Source organism: Oceanobacter sp. ABM4_470 (genome assembly GCF_056158645.1).
In genome coordinates, this window is record NZ_JBSWTR010000001.1 from 2,580,665 (window position 1) to 2,598,011 (window position 17,347).

Sequence of the window (17,347 nt, forward strand, 5' to 3'; positions counted from 1 at the left end):
ACACGCTTACCTTTCACCGTCCATGGGAAGGTTCATTGGCCATCCCCAATGTTGCCAGCGGCCATCCAACAGTGCCGCAAACTGCCCGGCGTCCGGCATTTGCGCCGATACCGCCAGACAGGGTTCGATATGTTCCGAGCCTGCGGTCCACCACAGGCCAAACGGGCCGAACGCGCGTTCGGTCAGGCCCTGCATCAGTGTGTGCATCAAGCCGGAATGGCTATGACCACCCAGATTGCTCACCAGACCGGCGCGGGCCGATGAGTGACCTGCGTCCATCTGGTATTTATCCAGCAGTGCAAATCGCGGTTCCGGGATGCCTTCTACCTGACCAATCCAGTGGTTGTAGCTCATGTCTTCGTCGAGCACGTTCAGCAGCACCGACTCAGCACCATGAAACCATTGCTCGCCGTTCAAGTAGGCCGACCACGGATCGTGGTCAGCGGCGTGCATCATGGTCACAGGGAAATACCGCCCCACTTCGTCAACGCTGGGCATCAGTAACCCCACTACGCCATGAGGGCTGATCAACCCCGGCGACAAGGCAAAGTGCCAGATCGGGCTGGTGAGGTAATACTCAATCCATTGATCACCCAGCTGCTCCTTGCTGACGCTGATGCTGGCTTGCAGCCACTGGTGCCACAGCTCGGTCAGTTCCTTGTCGAGGAAGTGGTTGATGAACTCGGCCTGCTGGGGAACCTTCCCGAACAGGCCACAGTTGGCCGAGAAACTCACAGGCGCTCCGGCAGTTCGAAGTTGCGCACGTCGTTCTGGTCGAACGGGTTGTAGACGCTGCCCGGCAACACCAGGAAGCTGCTATCAATACCGGAGACTTCAAACGATAGCATCCAGTCGTCCTTGCCCTTGCGCTTCTTCAGTTTGCCTTCGCGGTCAATCAGTCGGAACCAGCCCCATTCGCCATCGGCACGGGTGCTGATTGGCGTGCCTTTGCTAACCAGTGTGTACGTCAGTCGGCTTTGTGGCTCGCCGCCCGGCCAGGTCATTTCCGTTGAGCGGATCGGGCCATGGCCGTAATCCATCGACTCGCCATCCATCACCAGCGTGACCTTGTTGACGCTGCTGTTCAGTTCGTCCGGTCGAATGGTCATCGGCACCTGCAAGGCATCACCGCCGTTAAACCACGACTGCTGAATCCGATGAGCGCGTTCAAACATGCGCAGGCTGGATACGCTCAGGCCAATGTTTTTCTTCCAGCGCCACGGAGTGCGGGTGGTGTCCACAAACGGCGCAATGTATTCACCAAAGTAGCTGTCCAGCGTGCCGCCCGGGCCAAAGAAGGTAGCGAAGTCGGCCAGTCGAATGTCCTGATCGCTGTTCGGATTGATCGGGTAGCGGCCTTCCAAAGCGACTTTGTAGAAGCCGACAACATCGGATTTCCAGGCATTGTTCAGGTGGCCTTTGGCAGCAACCACGGTCACTTGAGAGGTGTTCTGAGCAACGGATTCAAACCAGCCCTGAACGACCTGCGGCGATTCCGCCATGGCTTTCTTGACGGCATTGAGCGCCTGGCCACCAGACTGGGAGTTCAGGCCCGCTTCAAAGGCAGTAGCTTTTACGTCATCGGAATACGACAGCGACTGGAAGTATTCATACAACCCGTTGAACGACTCTTGCAGTTGATCCAGCTGGCGGCCCTTGCCTTCCGAGGTGTAATCGTTGATTTCGTAGAAGTGATCGCTAACTTCCTGCCCCGGCAGCTCAGCGCCATCGGCCAGATCAGACGGCACCAGACGCTTAAGGCGGTTCAGCTGATTAGGACCAAATTCTTGCGAGGCTTCTTTAAGCGACTCTTTCTGCTCTTCAGAAATACCCGGCAAGGTGCTCAGTGCGGTGTGCTTGCGAACCGCATCCAGCACTTTCACCAGCGGCTGGTCGGCACCGGCCAGCATACGCACCACGGCCTGACCACCATCGACGGTGCTGAACGAGCGAATGCGCAAATCGCCCAGGTAGTCGTCCCAACGCTGGTTGTATTCGGCGTAGTAGTACTCGGCAACGCGCTTGCTGATAGCGTCGATGTCGTCATCGCTCAGCTCGGCGTGCATGTCATCACCGTAAATCCATTGCTCATCGGCCAATCGTTGGGCCATGCGCTGACGCTGTACGTTGAAGTTGGTGTGGAAGCCGTTGTAGGTGAAAAACTCCGGAATACCTTCTGGCAGGGCTTTGCCACTGCGGCGGTAGAACAGGATCTCGGCTTTTTTGCCCAACACCGATTCGACGTCAAAACCTTCCTTGCCGGTTGCCAGTGCGTCCAGTTTCAGGCGACGGTACAAACGCTGATCCAACGGCGTGCGAGCCAGAATGTCGCGGGCGTCTTCCACCACTTCTTCGTTCATGGAACGAGGGTAACGTGCGTTAGCCAAGGCTTGCTGCAAGTGCATCGCCAGGTTGTCACGCAGTCCCTGATTGAACTCACCCGGAATGGTGCGCGCCCACAGCAAGCTGGCCCACACTTCAAAGCCTTCGGTGTCCATGTGCTCCGGGCTGAACAGCATCAGGTAATACTTGAGCGACTCGTACAGTAGCTCGTCATCGTCTTCGGCGTTGCGAATCTGCTCGGACATCATGCGAGCCACGTCACGCATAAAGTACACACTCAGGGCATCCAGATAGGTAGCGCGCAGCTGAACGCCAACCTTGTCACCCTGGTACAGACCAAAGCCTTCCGCCAATGCTGGTGATGCATCGGCATCGCTGTAGCCCGTCGGTGCATCGCGCAGGGTGTCCATGGAACGCGACAGGGTTAACCAGTCGGAAGTAGTGTCCAGCGAGCCACCGGATTCCTTCTCGAACGCCATAACGGTCTCGTCGACCTTGGCCAGATACTGCTCGTTCAAATCCATGCTGTTGTTCCACGCATACAGCATGCCGGCAAAGCCGGACAGTCCCAGCATCATGGCACCACGATACAACCATTGATTCCGTTGCCGCACACGGGCATTGAGCGATGCCAAATCAGCCTCCGCAAAGATCACATTTTTAAGCAGGTTTTGAACAAAGTAAGAGCGTGATTCACGTGCCGGACGCTCGGCCGGTGCGGTGCAGTATTCCGCCGGCAATACCCCACCCGCCCAACGCGACGGCATGGCGGCCTGGGTGCCACTGACGAAATACACCCCACGCAAGATAAACGGCTCTTCAAACTGGTTGGGGCTGAAGATGTTGCCAAGGAAACCGGCAATCGAGGCCTGCAACACGTGCATCTGACGTGGGAATTCAAAAACCAGATTACGTTTGCCCGGCGACGATTCGTCGTGCAGTCGGTTGCGCACCTGACCATTCATGCGCTGCACCAGATCGTCGTAATGGGACGGGAATTGCTCCAGAATCTGTCGTGCCTTGTTAGCACCCAGCTCTTCAAAGGTAATGCCCCACGGCTGTTTGCGGTCTTCATCACTCATGCTGGTGAAGAAGCTGTTGAAGCCGGTAATGCGGTCCATTTTGGTGAACATCACGTACACCGGCAGCTCCATATCCAGGTGCGCGTTAAGCTCCTGAATACGCTGCTTGATGGCAGTGGTTTGCAAGCTCAACTGGGTGTCGGTTTTGGTAATCAGGTCTTCAATGCTGACCGCCACCATAATGCCGCTGAGCGGCCGCTTCGGACGCGCCTTTTTCAAGCGGGTAAGAAACGACAGCCAGGCGTGGGATTCCACTTTCTTGGGGTTATCCTGGGTGGTGTAACGACCGGCGGTATCAATAAAAATGGCCTGATCGGTAAACCACCAGTCGCAGTACAGCGTGCCGCCCGCGCCCTGAATGGGCTCTTCGCCCATCTGGCTTTTGAGCGGGAAATCCAACCCGGAATTTTTCAGTGCGGTGGTTTTACCGGAACCCGGTGCGCCGATGATCATGTACCAGGGCAACGAGTAGAGCTTGTCCTTACCAAGCGAGAAGCCGGATTTGCGCCCCTGCATCAGGCCGATGGCTTCTTTCAGACGGCCGCCTAACACCTGCTCTTCATGGCTGCTTTCCGCCGATGGTGTTTCGCCGTTACGATTTTGAACCGGCTCATCAATGGCTTCTTCCAGCGCTTCACTGGACTTGCGGGCCGAGTGGTTGCTGCGCAGATTGTTCAGCCCCCACAGCACCAGCACCACAAAAATCACGCCCAGACGCACCACGTCGGACTCCAGCGGCTTGTAGTCGGCAATGGCGATCACCGGGCCGATGAACCACACCACCGCCGCCAGCAGAATGATGCCGATCAGGGCCAGAAACCATCCCTGGGTAATAAACTGAATCACTTTCTTCATGACTGGTTACTCTCCGCCGCTACTGCAACCGCGACATCGGTTGCAGCCGGGCTTTCCTTGGCTTGCGGATAAAGGCTGGACGCCTGATCTTCTGAGCTGGCGCGGGCACCGCTGTGGTACACATCAATCACCACCCGACGGTTTTGCGCACGGCCTTCGGCGCTGTCGTTACTGGCTACCGGCTCACGGTCGCCACGACCTTCCGGCAACAACCGGCCGGTCAGATCGCCCGAATGACCCAAATAGCGAGCCACGGCCGACGCGCGCGCCAGCGACAAATGCCAGTTGGATGGGTAACGGGTCGTACGAATCGCCTGGTTGTCGGTATGGCCGGTGACAACGATGCGGCCGGTGGTGGTTTCCAGCGCCTTGGCAATTTTGTCGAGCACCGGATTGAACATGCTGTTGAGTTCATCCGTGCCCGAGCCGAACAGCTCACCGCCTTGCAAGGTCAGCGAGGTGTGGGTCATGTAATGGTCAATTTTGATCAGACCACGTTCCACTTCCGGCGCCAGCAAGGTCATCAGGCGAATAGCTTCCGGGTGCGGCTCGTTGGTTTGCGCCATGGTGACGTTTTCATGGGGCACCAATGCGGCCACACGGCTGGCGGTGGCATCGGACTGCTTGTTGAGATCCATCAGCAGCCAGCTGTAAATACCAAAGCCGCCCAGCAGCAGCACCGCCCACAGCATCCATACCGGCAGGAAGGTGAAAATCTTGCCCTTCAGGCCAGCCGCCGGCTTGATCGACGGCGACAGCTCTTTCGGCGTGTCGTCATCACGGCTGCGAATCAGCAGCTCGTACATCTGGCTGCGAATCTGTTCAATCTTGAACGGGCCTTGCGGGTGTACCCGGTACTTGCCCATGAATCCCAGCGACAGCACCAGATACATAAGCTCAATCAGCTCCATGTGCTGACCCGGGGCAATCATCACCTGGTCCAGCAGGCTGAAGATTTTCTCGCCGCCGTAGGTTTCGTTGTGAATGGTGCTCAGCACGCTTTTTTGCGACCAGCTGCTGTGCTCACCCCAACTGGTGTTCAGTGCAGTTTCGTCCAGCAGTGAACACAAAATGTAGGACGCCTGGTGGCGCGTATCCGGGTCGATGGCCGCCGCCGACAAACGGTGTTCAAACTGCTTCACCAGAGACACCACCTCACGCTGCAGCGAAGCAACGTCAACCTGACCGTTCAGCTGCCGCAACTGCGGCACTAACGCCAACAGCGGGTCGGCGGCGGCCAGCAATTTGGCATTAGGCACATCCAGCGAGCCGGCTTCGGGGTCGAGGCTGATGTTTGGGTCGAGGGGTTTTTCGCGCCCGCGAATCACCGTACGGTCGTCTTCCAGCGGCATGGCTGCCGCCGAGCGTCCCGGTTTGGGTCTGGGCTTGATGATGGTTTGATCCGGATTTACAGGGGCCGAAGGCCTGCCTCCCGGACGAGGCTTGATAATAGTCTTGTCGCTATCCATACCGATTTCCATACTGCCAGCGCGCGATATTACGAAATAAATACCCGGCAAGACGCTGCCATATATCCCTGAGTGATATTAAATTCAATATTGCCTGAAGCGGCACTGGCGCACAAAAAATAAATCAAACCAACGTTAATTTATTGAATCCGATCACACTACTTATGTGAATAAATTCCGGCCAATACAAGATAAACACAATGCGTAAAACGCAAAATGCCCGCGCAAGGCGCAGGCATTTTTAACTGCATCAGAAGAGCTAAATTGAAACTTAGCGCTTGCTGTTGGTCGCAGTGTCGTAACCAACGGCGATAGCAGCTTCGGCGTTGCCATCTTCGTCGTATGGAGTGTACTTAACTTCAACGTCAACGAAGCTCACAGTGATGTGCTCGGAAGGACGCTCGTTGGACTGGGAAGACGCGTGAACAGAGTAGTTGCTGATCAGAGCGTTCTTCAGGGTGTACTCCATGTATACGTCGGAGCCAGAGCCAGTACCGGTTTTGGTCAGGTGGATAACCACGTCTTTACCAGTACCGCAGCAGGATTCGATGAACACTTTAGGGGTAGCGCTGTCCATGCGACGGGTCAGAACCAGGTCGGTAATTACCGCGTTGGAAGACTCACGGTCGCCCTGGGTAGAAGTAGAGGAAGTGATCTGACGAGCCACGCCCCACTGGATATCATCTACATCCATCCAGCCTTCGTGACCTGGATCGGAAGCTTCACCGGTAATACCATCGTAGTTAACAAAAATAGACATAAGAAATCCTCTCTATCGTCCTTTATAAATGAGTGAGAATTGCTGAAAGCGGGTGCATTCTATAACAACCAAATTGATTGAATTTGAGCAGTAGTCCCGCTTTTATAAATCCTGACAAAATTAATTTTATTCTCTGAAAGAGCGTTAATTATTTGATATCAACTTCAAATTCGCGGCTTTCAGATAATGAGAGATATATCTCACTAACGGAGTCATTTTTTGTGAGCCAGGCCAGAACTTTTTCAGCCAAAAACGGTAGCAGCGAATTGTTCAGCAAAATGGCAATTCGGCGCGCACCGGTATCCGACTGCTGGCACTGCTCGATGATGTAATCCACCACCTCGTCGCTGTAGTTCAGCTCGGCCTTGTAGTTCTCGCGTACCCGCTTGGCAATGGAAGCCAGCTGCATACGGGCAATCACTGCCAGGCTGTCTTCGTCCAACGGGAAGTACGGAATGATGTTGATACGACCCAGGAACGCCGGCTTGTAGGTTTCGCGCAGGGTTGGGCCAATGGCATCCAGCAGACCTTCCGGTGTTGGCCGGGTGTCCGGGTCCATACACAGCTGCTCGATCTGATCACTGGCGGTGTTGCTGGTCATCAGGATGACGGTGTTTTTGAAGTCGATGTCGCGGCCTTCACCGTCTTTCAGCATGCCCTTGTCGAACACCTGATAGAAAATATCCTGCACGCCCGGATGGGCTTTTTCCATTTCGTCCAGCAGCACCACGCTGTAAGGCTTGCGACGCACAGCTTCGGTCAGCACACCGCCTTCGCCGTACCCCACGTAGCCCGGAGGCGCACCCAGCAGCATGGACACCTTGTGCTCTTCCTTGAACTCGGACATGTTGATGACGGTAATATTTTGCTCCGAGCCATACACCTGCTCGGCCAGGGTCATGGCGGTTTCGGTTTTACCGACACCGCTTGGGCCCACCAGCATGAACACACCCAGTGGCCGTTTTGGATCGCTGAGGCCTGCACGGGCAATCTGCATCGACTTGGCAATGCGGGCGATGCCGTGAGACTGACCAATCACGCGCTCTTCCATCACTTGCTGCAGTTGCAGAATGCTGTTGATCTCATCGGCCTGCATGCGGCCTACCGGAATACCGGTCCAGTCAGAAATCACGCTGGCAATCACATTGGTATCAACGCACTCGTGAATCAGTGGCTGCTGTTCTTGCAAAGCCAACAACTCTTCGCGACGGGCCGCCAGTTGCTGCACCAGCCCTTGCAGCTCGCTGTTGTCGCGGAAGGCATCCGACAGGGTGTCAGCGGCGGCTCCGTTTTCTTGTGACTCGTCTGCGTTAGACGATTCAGACACCGCCAGACGAATGGCTTCGATTTGCTGGCGCAGTTCGATGATGGCGTCGATGACGGTGCGTTCCTTGTCGAACGCCGCTTGCAACGACAGCTGTTCATTGGCGTTTTTATCGAGCTTGGCGTTCAGCTCGGCAATCAGCTCCTGATGATCAAAGCCGTCGTGCTGTTCTTGCTCCAGGCGCTGGATTTCAAAGGTCAGGTTTTCAATCGCAACCTGGCATTGCTCCAGTCGGGCCGGAATCGTGCTTTGACTCAGGTTCACCCGAGCGCAGGCGGTATCCAGCAAGCTGACACACTTGTCGGGCAGCTGACGGCCTGGAATATAGCGATGCGACAGGGCCACGGCGCTGACGATGGCTTCGTCCAGAATCACCACGCCATGGTGTTGCTCCAGCGACGGCGCAATGCTGCGCAGCATCACGGTGGCCTGATCGACCGTTGGCTCTTCCACTTTCACCACCTGGAAACGGCGGGTCAGTGCAGCGTCGGATTCAAAGTATTTTTTGTATTCCGCCCACGTGGTTGCAGCAATGGTGCGCAGCTCGCCACGAGCCAATGCCGGTTTCAGCAGGTTGGCCGCATCGCCGGAACCGGCCTGATTGCCTGCACCAATCATGGTGTGGGCTTCGTCAATGAAGATCACTACCGGCTTCACCGACTGATTAACTTCCTTGATGACGTTTTTCAGACGGTTTTCAAACTCGCCTTTCACACCGGCACCGGCTTGCAGCAGGCCAATGTCCAACGAGTGAATTTCAACGTCCTTGAGGGCATCCGGCACGTCGCCGCGCACAATGCGCTCGGCCAGGCCTTCCACCACGGCGGTTTTACCCACACCGGCTTCACCGGTCAGGATCGGGTTGTTTTGCTTCTTGCGGGTGAGGATATCGACCATCTGGCGGATCTCGTGATCGCGGCCAATCACCCGCGGCAGTTTGCCGTCACGAGCCATGTCGTTGAGGTTGATGGTGAACTGATCCAGCGCCGGGGTTTTGGTCGGCACTTTTGGCTCGCCTTCGGCAGCCGCGGTTTGCGGTTCGCCGTGGGTCAGCAGGCCATGGCACTGCTCTCGGAAAGACTCGACATCAATGGCCAGCAAGCACGGCGCGGCGTTTTTCAAACGCAAACGCAGCACATCGCTTTCAACCACCGCCAGCAGAATGTGCACCGGGCGAATACTGAGGGATTCGTAACGGGTAGACGCCACCATCCAGGCTTCAAACAGCAAACGGATGATGTCTGGCGCGATTTTAGGGAAGCCCTCGCCGCTGGCGTTCAGTAGCTCCAGCGCTGCCAGCGATTCGCGGTGCAGTTTTTCCATGTCGATATCAAAGTGCTTCAGCACCAGGCGGATATCGTTAGGTTCGTGCTGGGCGACTTCCTGCAGCAGGTGTTCAACGTCTGCCGCCGCGTGGCCACGGGAAGCGGCCGTTTTGACTGCGCTTTCCAGCAGGCTACGGCTCTCGTCCGAGAGGTTTTTGATCAGCTTGTCCAGTTCCATAATGCTTCCTGTCTTGGCTCCCTGTGGCGCCCTGCCCGGTTTGCCGAGCGCCGGTGCTTCGGTGGTTTTGATTTATCGAGTGAAGGTTCGTAGTGCGAACCTTCGGATACGGTTTGGGGCTGGCTGGCCATTCAGGCGGCCATCAGCCAATTTTTACTTTTTCGACCATCAGGCCATGGTCACCAGATGGCTTCAGCCAGGTGGTTCGGCCCAGTTGCGCACCGCCGCCCAGTGTCGGCAGCGAGTCGCTGCGGTCGCGGAATTTCAGCAACACGTCGACGCTGATCTGGGTCGGTACGTACAGACGGATCAGCCGTTGTAACTCGTCGAAGGTGTCAGTGCCGCGGCGAATACGGGCATAGGTCGGGGTATCCATTTCGCCAACTTCCACCGAGATGCGGCTTTGCACATCCCAACAACGGCGACCCGGTAACACCCCGGCACCCAGTTGGTTGTTAGCCCCACGACCACGACTACCCAACTTCAGACGGTCGTGCTTTTGAATGGGCAGCCAGTGGCCAACAAAGCTGTTGACCTTTACCGGCAGCTCCAGAAAGTCCCGCAGTACGTCTTCCAGCGCCGATGCCGAACGAATCGAACGGCTGTACTGGCCGGAGTAATACAGGCTGGCTTCGCTGCCTTCGTCGGCATGTTGGCCAGACAAATTGCGCAAGGTGCGGCTGTACGGGTCCGGGGTTTTCAAACCAACGTGCAGGTCGTACTGACGCGGCAGCCGGTACTTGATCCAGCCGCGATAAAACAGCGAGATCAACCGGTGGTTAAAGATGTCGAAAAAGTCCGCCAGGGTGCTGTCACGACGGCGGCTGCGTTCCATCAGCAAGCGTGAATAGTGCTGCGGCAGCACGCCACTGGGGCCTGCCAGCCCCATAAAATTCACAAACAGTTCCTGCCGGCCACTGCGCGGTTTGTCGTTCTGACGCGCTGCCGCCTCGGCAAAGCCCAAACCAGTGGAGGCGCGAAATTTCACCACCTCGCGGTTAGGCGGGCCGTCCTGGCCCAACAAGACCCGGCGCTGATCGCTTTGATCGGCATCACTGGAACCGGCTTCGGCCTGACGTTCCAGCTCCCGCACCAGAGTGAAAAAATCGACCGCGTCGGTGGCCACCGGCATCTTGCTCATACCAGTACCTGCGAACCGTTACGCGGCGGCCATTCGATGTGTGGCTGGGTTTTATGCTGCAACTTGACCACCAGCTGGGTGAAGCTATTCATCGAACACATGTGAGAGAAGAATTCGCTCAGCAGCGCACTGAACAAATACAGGCTGTTACTGCTGTCGAACAGCGGGTCGAATTCCAGCGTGATACGGGTGCCCTGCACCAGTGCGGCACGCCCCTGCTGAATGATCCGGGCAGTGGTGATTTCGGTGCTGAGACCAGTAATGCCGTTAATGATGGCACCGGAGCTTTTGCTGCCTTGCAGGTCGTACAGGCGCAATACTTCGCGCAGAACTTCGACGCCGTCGTCCTCGCCAAAACATTGCAGCGAGATATGGTGAATCAGCTGCCAGCGAGTGGCTTCCTGCAAGCGCGGTTGTAACGACGGTGTGGGTGGCAACAAGCAGCTTTGGCGCAAGCCAGAACCGCCTTCGTAAAACGCCACCCGAGGCTCGCCTGGACCAAACGGCAGTTTTGACGGCAGGTCGCGGTTGGTGGCGACCACATCGGCTTCAATCACCCACTCCTTGCGGTCTTCTACCGGGCCAAAACGGTCGTCGACCAGCGCCAGCCAGGTGTCGGTGCCCCGGCTTGGCAGCCCGCTGTGCCAGTAGCTGTTTTCGCGTCGCACACACCAGTACATGTCGCTGGCATCTTGATGATGGCGACGTACCTTGTGGGAACCGTAAAACGGGCTGATTTCCAATCGCTCGCCGTGTGGCGGACGAGCGTTTACCTTCTTGATGGTGTGAATATCCGCCAGTTGGCCGTAGTTGGGCGCAATACGCAGTTTGAATTCGTCGCCAATCTTGGCCATGCGCACCGGTTCAGAGCGCTCGTCAAACAGGTTTACCACCGGTGTACAGCCCGGCTGCAAGGTGGTGCTGTCGACCGCCTGTACCAATTCCGGATCGGTATCGGAAAAATAGAAATACAGCTGGAAGCCTTCCGGCAGTTTTTGCCAGATATTGCGCAGGCCGCTCAGTTCGGCAAACAGGAACTTCTCGGGGAAGACAAAGAATTCCGACAACAACCGGTGGCCACGACTGCTGCGACCGTCGAACGGCACCAGCGATTCGTTATCGCCCAAACCAATTGGCTTGAGGCTGTCCGGCGTCAGGTACAGTACGTCGGTGGCCATCGGGTCCTTGGCCACGGCAACGCCCAACAGGTTGTTGAACAGGTATTCGTACAAACGGAACGCCACTTGTGGCTGGGCGTTGATGTAAAACTGCACGGAGTCGGCTTCGATACCGGCCAGATCGTTCAGTTTGATCGGCTCAATGCTGACCTTCATCACCGACTGCAAGCGGCCGTTGGCCATGTAACTTGGCAACGGTGGTGCTTTCACCGGTATCGGCGCAAAACTGGCATCGCCCACGCTCAGTGGCAGCACGGTGTTGTCCATGGTGGTGCGGAAGTGGCAGATGGTGTCGCCCCCCCCCAGCTCCATGCGGGTTTGGGCAGGCACTTGCGCAGTGTGGGCCATTTGCGGAATCACCCGCTGTTGAATCACCGAGCAGGACGGCACCGGCGCGTGATAGTCCGGGTACAACAGGCCCATCATGGCTTCGGTCAGCTCCGGAAAGCTGTCGTCGATGTTGCGACGAATGCGCGAGGTCAGAAAGGCGAAGGATTCAATCAGGCGCGAGACGTGCGGGTCTTCAACGATGTCCTTGTCGAGACGCAAACGACCGGCAATTTTCGGGTGCTGGTCGGCAAACTCGGCACCGGCCTTGCGAATGTAGGTCAGCTCACGGTTGTAATAGGAGAGCAGTTTCTCATCCATGATTCAGTTCCCTTAACCGCAGGGAGCGGTCGATCGTTTTTACCCGTGAATCGAGAATCATGTGGATGGGGTCGGGTTCGACCAGCAGCATCCCGGTGATCTTGATATACAGCGTGCGTTCGTAGTCTTCGCCCACCGGCACCATGTCAACCTGAACACGCGTTAGTCGCGGTTCGAACTGTTCAATCAGTTTGGCGATGGTCCAGCGGAATTTCTGGCGGTCGTCTTCGGAGTCGAACTGAATGTGGCTAAAATCGCGCAGGCCATAGTTAATGACCGACTCTTCCACTTCGCGGTGACGTTCCAGTTCGTATTGATGAGACAGACGGGTATTGAGCAGGTTCTCCAGGTCACGGCGAACCCCCTCTTTCATCTGTTGCAGCAACATGCTGTTGGTACGGTGCCCGTCGGACGGCGTTGACGGGTCCTCGTCGATCAAGCGATCGAGCAAGGAAGGCAATACCGGTTGATGTGCGGACACCCGTGCCATCAGGCTTCTCCTGCTTCAGCGGTTGCCGCTTCCGGGGTCAATTCGGTTTCCAGCCAGGTAACGTTTTCCAGCTCATTGATGCTCAGCACCGCTTCGCCCGCCAGCCAGTTGCGCAAGCCCTGGCCACGCATCACGTCGCCCTGTTCCTGCCAGTCGGTCGCCAGACCCAATTGCTGCTGGTCGTTGAGCTCATGGCCCGGCAGATTGGGGTAAATAGCCGGTACAAACACTTCGCCTTCGGTGCCGTTCGACAGCACCAGCGTGGCCTTGCGCCAGATCACATCCAGTGGGCGCTCCGGAGCGTGCAGTTGCAGTTCGCGGATGTCGTTGTAATCAACCCAGAAGTACTTGCCGTTGGCGCCCATCACTTCCAGGATGCCGGCGTTAACGTCGTCGAGGTCACGCAGCCACACACGTTCACCGTTAACGGTGAACGGGCTTTGATCGTCTTCCGGGGTATTAGCGTCGACCTTGGCCAAACACTCGCCAGTGGCCTCGGCGTTGTTTTCTTTCAGCGCCAGCAGCAGTGCCAGGGCGTTTTCAATGCGCGGGCTTGGTAGTTCGATCACATCCGGAATCGCGCTTTGTTCATAAACGTCCTTGCGAGACTGCGACGCACGAATCAGCTGGCGCCAGGTGTTCACCATCAGCAGGCTGGCCGGTTCCAGTGTTACCAGTGTATTGAGCTGGTTGTCGGCACGTTCAAAATCCCCCTGAATGCACAGCAACTCGGCCAGAAACGCGCGTGCAGCGGCGTCTCCCGGTTGCTCGCGCACTTCCTGCAACGCCTGTTCGATTGCTTCCTGCAATTTGCCTTCACGGTACAAAGTGTGGGCTGTGGCCATGTGGGTTCTCCTGATCATTCCGTGTTCGTTAATTCATTGTTGGCACTGACCTATCTGTTTTGGGTCTCAGCCGTTCTCTCGGTCTTAGCCGTTCTCTCGGTCTTAGCCGCTCTCGACATTGCCCACCGCCAGCTCGGTCACCAGCTTGATGCTGGATACCAACTGGTCGAGCTGGAAATGCGGTTTCAGATAGATCACACAGGTGAAATAGCCCTGCTTGCCCGGCGCTTCGCGTACTTCAACGCGGGATTCCGATAGCGGGTAACGGGCTTTCAGCGCCGGTGAAGAGCCTTCACTGGCGGTGGTGTACTGGTTCAGCCAGTTCTGCAAAATACGCTGGCAGTCGTCGGCACCGATGTAGCTGCCAACCTTGTCGCGGCCAATCATTTTGATGTAGTGGCCAAAGCGGGCGACACACATCATGTACTGGATCATCGCCGACATACGGGCGTTGGTATTGGCAATCTCGGTGTTCATGCGGGCTGGCATGTGCAGCGAACTGTTGCTGTAGAACACGCTCACGTCGTTGTCGTGGTAGCTGCACAGCGGAATAAAGCCCAATTCGCTGAGGTCACGCTCAAGGAAGTCGTCAATCTGCACGATGGTGGCCGGCTTGCTGGCGATGTCTTCGCGGCGTTCGCTGTAGTCGCCGTGCACCATGTTGCGGACGATGCCGCCTTCGCCAAATTCGTGGGTACCGCCACGAATGTCGGCAAACCAACCGTTGTTGGCAAACGCCCGAATCAGCACGCCACCCATGGCATAACAGGCGTTACCCCAGAGGTAATCGGCCACGCCGTTGTGCAGGCCTTCGTTGTACGGCAGCGGGTCTGGGCGGGTTTCGTCGGCGCGCCAGGGTTTGCGCATCAGCACATCCGGCAGCACCATGCCGACAAAACGGGTGGATTCCATCTGACGCAGACTGCGCCAGCGGGTGTATTCGGTCTGGTCGAACACATCGTGGTAGTCGGCCACGGTGGCCAGTTCGTCCATGGAATCGAGGCCAAACAGGCTGCTGTCGACCCCGACCAGGAATGGGCACAGGGCGGCGGTGGCCACCTGTGACATCTCCCGCAGCACATCCACGTCGGTCATCGAGTTGGAGGGACGCGCCTTGTGGGACATGCGGTAATCCCCCAGCAGTACGCCAAATGGCTCACCGCCCGGGGTATCAAATTCGTCGCTGTAAATGCGTTGGAACAGGTTGCTCTGGTCGAACTCGATCGCCTTGCCAAGATCGCGGGCCACTTCGGCCCAGCTGATGTCGAGCATCTTGATCTTGACCATCAACTCTTCGTCGTAGTCGGCTTCGGTTTCCACCAGATACAGCAGGCCACGCCAGGAAGCTTCCAGCGCCTTGAACTGTTCATGGTGGATGATTTCGTCGAGCTGGCGAGCAATGCGCTCTTCAATTTCAACAATGGCCCGGCGCAGCAGGTATTGCAGCTGGCCCGGTTCGCCGGCAGCGGTTCGCACGGCCAGTCGTTGCAGCCAGGCCGCATCGCCCGAGCGCGATGGCGCTTCTGGCTTGCGGGCCGACACGGCACTGTCGGTCGGTACATCCAATACCGTTTCCAGCAGCGTGCGGGTTGGCTGATTGTCCGGTTGTAGCAAGTTGCTCATCTTCCGTGTTTCCGGGCTCTTCCGTTAAGTCGCCAACAACAAGAGCCCTCGCGGGTGCGAAGGCTCTGCTGGCATCAGGTATGCGTTTGGTTATGGCGTCAGATCGGCATTAGCCGCCAATCTGTGGAATACGGGCCACCATGCGCAGGGAGGTGGTCAGTTCTTCCATTTGCAGCCATGGACGCAACCAGGCTACGGCGTTGTAGGAACCCGGCTTGCCCGGGATTGGCTTCACCTGGATCTTGGCTTCGCGCAGTGGGTAGCGGGCACGCATGTCCTGGCCACCTTCTTCGCTAGCGTTAACGTAGCCGTTCACCCAACGGTTCAGCCACACCTGCATGTCTTCCGCTTCCATGAAGGAGCCGACCTTGTCGCGCGCCATCACTTTCAGGTAATGGGCAATACGGGAGGTCGCCATCACGTATGGCAGACGGGAAGAAATCGCCGCGTTGGCTGTGGCATCCGGGTTGGCGTATACCGCTGGCTTCTGGGCCGTCTGACCACCGAAGAACACGGCGTAGTCGGTGTTCTTGTAATGCGACAGCGGCATAAAGCCAAGGCCGCTCAGCTCCGCTTCACGACGGTCGGTGATGCCGATTTCAGTCGGGCACTGCATATCAACGTCGCCGTCGTCGGTGGTGGTCAGGTGCACTGGCAGGTTGTCGACACGACCACCGCCTTCGGCACCACGAATGGCAGTACACCAGCCGTATTCAGAGAACGCCGCCGTCAGACGGGTCGCCAGTACGTAAGCGGCGTTGGACCAGCAGTAGTCTGCGCTGCTGGCTTTGTCTTCCGCACCGATTTCTTCGTAGGAGAATTCTTCAACCGGCTTGGTGTCTTCGCCGTATGGCAGACGCGACAGCACCCGTGGCATGGCCATGGTGACGAAGCGGGAATCGTCGGATTCACGGAAAGAACGCCATTTCACGTATTCAGCCGAGTCGAAGATTTTGGCCAGGTCACGCGGCTTGGACAGCTCGGTCCAGTTGTCGAAACCAAACAGGTTTGGATCGGCAGCGGTCAGGAACGGGCAGAAAGCCGCGGCTGCGACGTTGGACATGTTGCCAAGGAACTCAACGTCGTCCGGGTGGTTGGTGAATTCATAGTCGCCGATCAGGGCGCCATACGGTTCGCCACCTGGTGTACCAAATTCGTTTTCGTACAGCTTTTTGAAGGTCTGGCTCTGGTCGAATTCCACCGCCTTGGACAGGTCGCGGGCGACGTCTTTCTTGGTCGCGTTCATCACCTTCAGTTTCAGCGTGGTGCTGGTTTCGGTGTTCATCACGAAGTAGTTCAGACCGCGCCAGGTACCTTCCAGCTTCTGGAATTTCTCGTGGTGCATGATTTCACGCAGCTGTTCGCTGATGGCACCGTCGATGGCTTCGATGGCCTTGCGGAAGGTAACGGTCAGGTTCTTGTTCCAGCTGACGGTGCCTTTCATGGCTTCGTCGGTCAGTACCTTCAGCAGTTCCTTGGCGTCGTCGGCTTCGGTTTGCTTGGTGGCCTGCAACGCCTGTTCGAACAGGGTCAGGGTTTGTTCTTCCGCTTGTACGGCTTCCTGTACTGCATCAGTCATGGCTTAGCCCTCCTTACCTTCGCCCAGTGCTTCGGCCAGCTCGTTGAGGTCGGCCTGGTTGTTCAGCACACGTTCCAGAATGTCTTCCAGCTGCTCGGAGCGATCTGCCTTGGTGGACAGGTCGCGCAGCTTGTTGCGGGTTTCCATCAGTTTCTTCAGCGGCTCGACCTGGTTCACAATGGCGGCCGGCTCGAAGTCTTCCATGGAGTTGAATTTCAGATCGACGGCAAATTCGCTGCCATCGTTTTCCAGCGTGTTCTTGACCTTGAAGCTCAGACCCGGGGTCATGCTCTTCAAAACGTCGTTGAAGTTGTCGCGGTCGATCTGCACAAAACGACGGTCTTTCAGTGGCTTCAGTGGCTGGGTTGGATCACCGGAGAAATCCCCCATCACACCCACTACAAAGGGCAATTCCTTTTTCTCTACCGCATCTTCGGTTTCAACGTCATAGCTGATGTGAACGCGAGGCTTGCGCACCCGGTTCAGTTTCTTGTGAATGCTTTCCAT

12 protein-coding genes are annotated in these 17,347 nt (G+C 57.1%); all 12 read right to left on the reverse strand.

The annotated features are described in order from the left end of the window. Positions 1 to 6 precede the first annotated feature (6 nt). The 12 genes from tagF to tssB all read right to left on the reverse strand — a co-directional run bounded on the left by tagF (position 7) and on the right by tssB (position 17,347). Positions 7 to 735: a type VI secretion system-associated protein TagF gene (gene tagF / locus ACXADJ_RS11320; protein WP_028294861.1), complete on the reverse strand. Its 729-nt coding sequence runs from the start codon at positions 733 to 735 to the stop codon at positions 7 to 9. After that, positions 732 to 4,280: a type VI secretion system membrane subunit TssM gene (gene tssM, locus ACXADJ_RS11325; RefSeq protein WP_475065906.1), complete on the reverse strand. Its 3,549-nt coding sequence runs from the start codon at positions 4,278 to 4,280 to the stop codon at positions 732 to 734. The genes tagF and tssM overlap by 4 nt, the downstream gene beginning before the upstream one ends. Next, positions 4,277 to 5,749 carry a type VI secretion system protein TssL, long form gene (gene tssL / locus ACXADJ_RS11330; protein WP_028294863.1) on the reverse strand — a complete coding sequence of 491 codons (1,473 nt, stop codon included), beginning with the start codon at positions 5,747 to 5,749 and terminating at the stop codon, positions 4,277 to 4,279. Before tssL ends, tssM begins: the two co-directional genes overlap by 4 nt. A 271-nt stretch (positions 5,750 to 6,020) precedes the next feature. Beyond that, positions 6,021 to 6,509: an Hcp family type VI secretion system effector gene (locus tag ACXADJ_RS11335; protein ID WP_028294864.1), complete on the reverse strand. Its 489-nt coding sequence runs from the start codon at positions 6,507 to 6,509 to the stop codon at positions 6,021 to 6,023. 148 nt (positions 6,510 to 6,657) lie between these two features. Further along, the gene (tssH, locus tag ACXADJ_RS11340) at positions 6,658 to 9,336 is read right to left on the reverse strand and encodes a type VI secretion system ATPase TssH (RefSeq protein WP_475065909.1); all 2,679 of its coding nucleotides are present in this window, start codon (positions 9,334 to 9,336) and stop codon (positions 6,658 to 6,660) included. Positions 9,337 to 9,478: 142 nt separating this feature from the next. After that, positions 9,479 to 10,477, reverse strand: a complete 999-nt coding sequence (tssG, locus tag ACXADJ_RS11345; protein ID WP_475065911.1) for a type VI secretion system baseplate subunit TssG — start codon at positions 10,475 to 10,477, stop codon at positions 9,479 to 9,481. Beyond that, positions 10,474 to 12,303 (reverse strand): type VI secretion system baseplate subunit TssF, encoded by a 1,830-nt coding sequence (gene tssF, locus ACXADJ_RS11350; RefSeq protein WP_475065913.1) that lies wholly within the window; start codon positions 12,301 to 12,303, stop codon positions 10,474 to 10,476. The genes tssG and tssF overlap by 4 nt, the downstream gene beginning before the upstream one ends. Beyond that, a complete protein-coding gene (gene tssE / locus ACXADJ_RS11355) occupies positions 12,296 to 12,793 on the reverse strand; it encodes a type VI secretion system baseplate subunit TssE (protein ID WP_475065916.1) in 498 nt (165 codons plus the stop codon). The genes tssF and tssE overlap by 8 nt, the downstream gene beginning before the upstream one ends. After that, positions 12,793 to 13,638, reverse strand: a complete 846-nt coding sequence (locus ACXADJ_RS11360; RefSeq protein WP_475065918.1) for a type VI secretion system accessory protein TagJ — start codon at positions 13,636 to 13,638, stop codon at positions 12,793 to 12,795. The genes tssE and ACXADJ_RS11360 overlap by 1 nt, the downstream gene beginning before the upstream one ends. A gap of 102 nt (positions 13,639 to 13,740) precedes the next feature. Then, positions 13,741 to 15,261: a type VI secretion system contractile sheath large subunit gene (gene tssC / locus ACXADJ_RS11365; RefSeq protein WP_475065922.1), complete on the reverse strand. Its 1,521-nt coding sequence runs from the start codon at positions 15,259 to 15,261 to the stop codon at positions 13,741 to 13,743. Between the two features lie 109 nt (positions 15,262 to 15,370). Next, a complete protein-coding gene (gene tssC, locus ACXADJ_RS11370) occupies positions 15,371 to 16,840 on the reverse strand; it encodes a type VI secretion system contractile sheath large subunit (RefSeq protein WP_475065924.1) in 1,470 nt (489 codons plus the stop codon). Between the two features lie 3 nt (positions 16,841 to 16,843). Then, the gene (tssB, locus tag ACXADJ_RS11375) at positions 16,844 to 17,347 is read right to left on the reverse strand and encodes a type VI secretion system contractile sheath small subunit (protein WP_028294870.1); all 504 of its coding nucleotides are present in this window, start codon (positions 17,345 to 17,347) and stop codon (positions 16,844 to 16,846) included.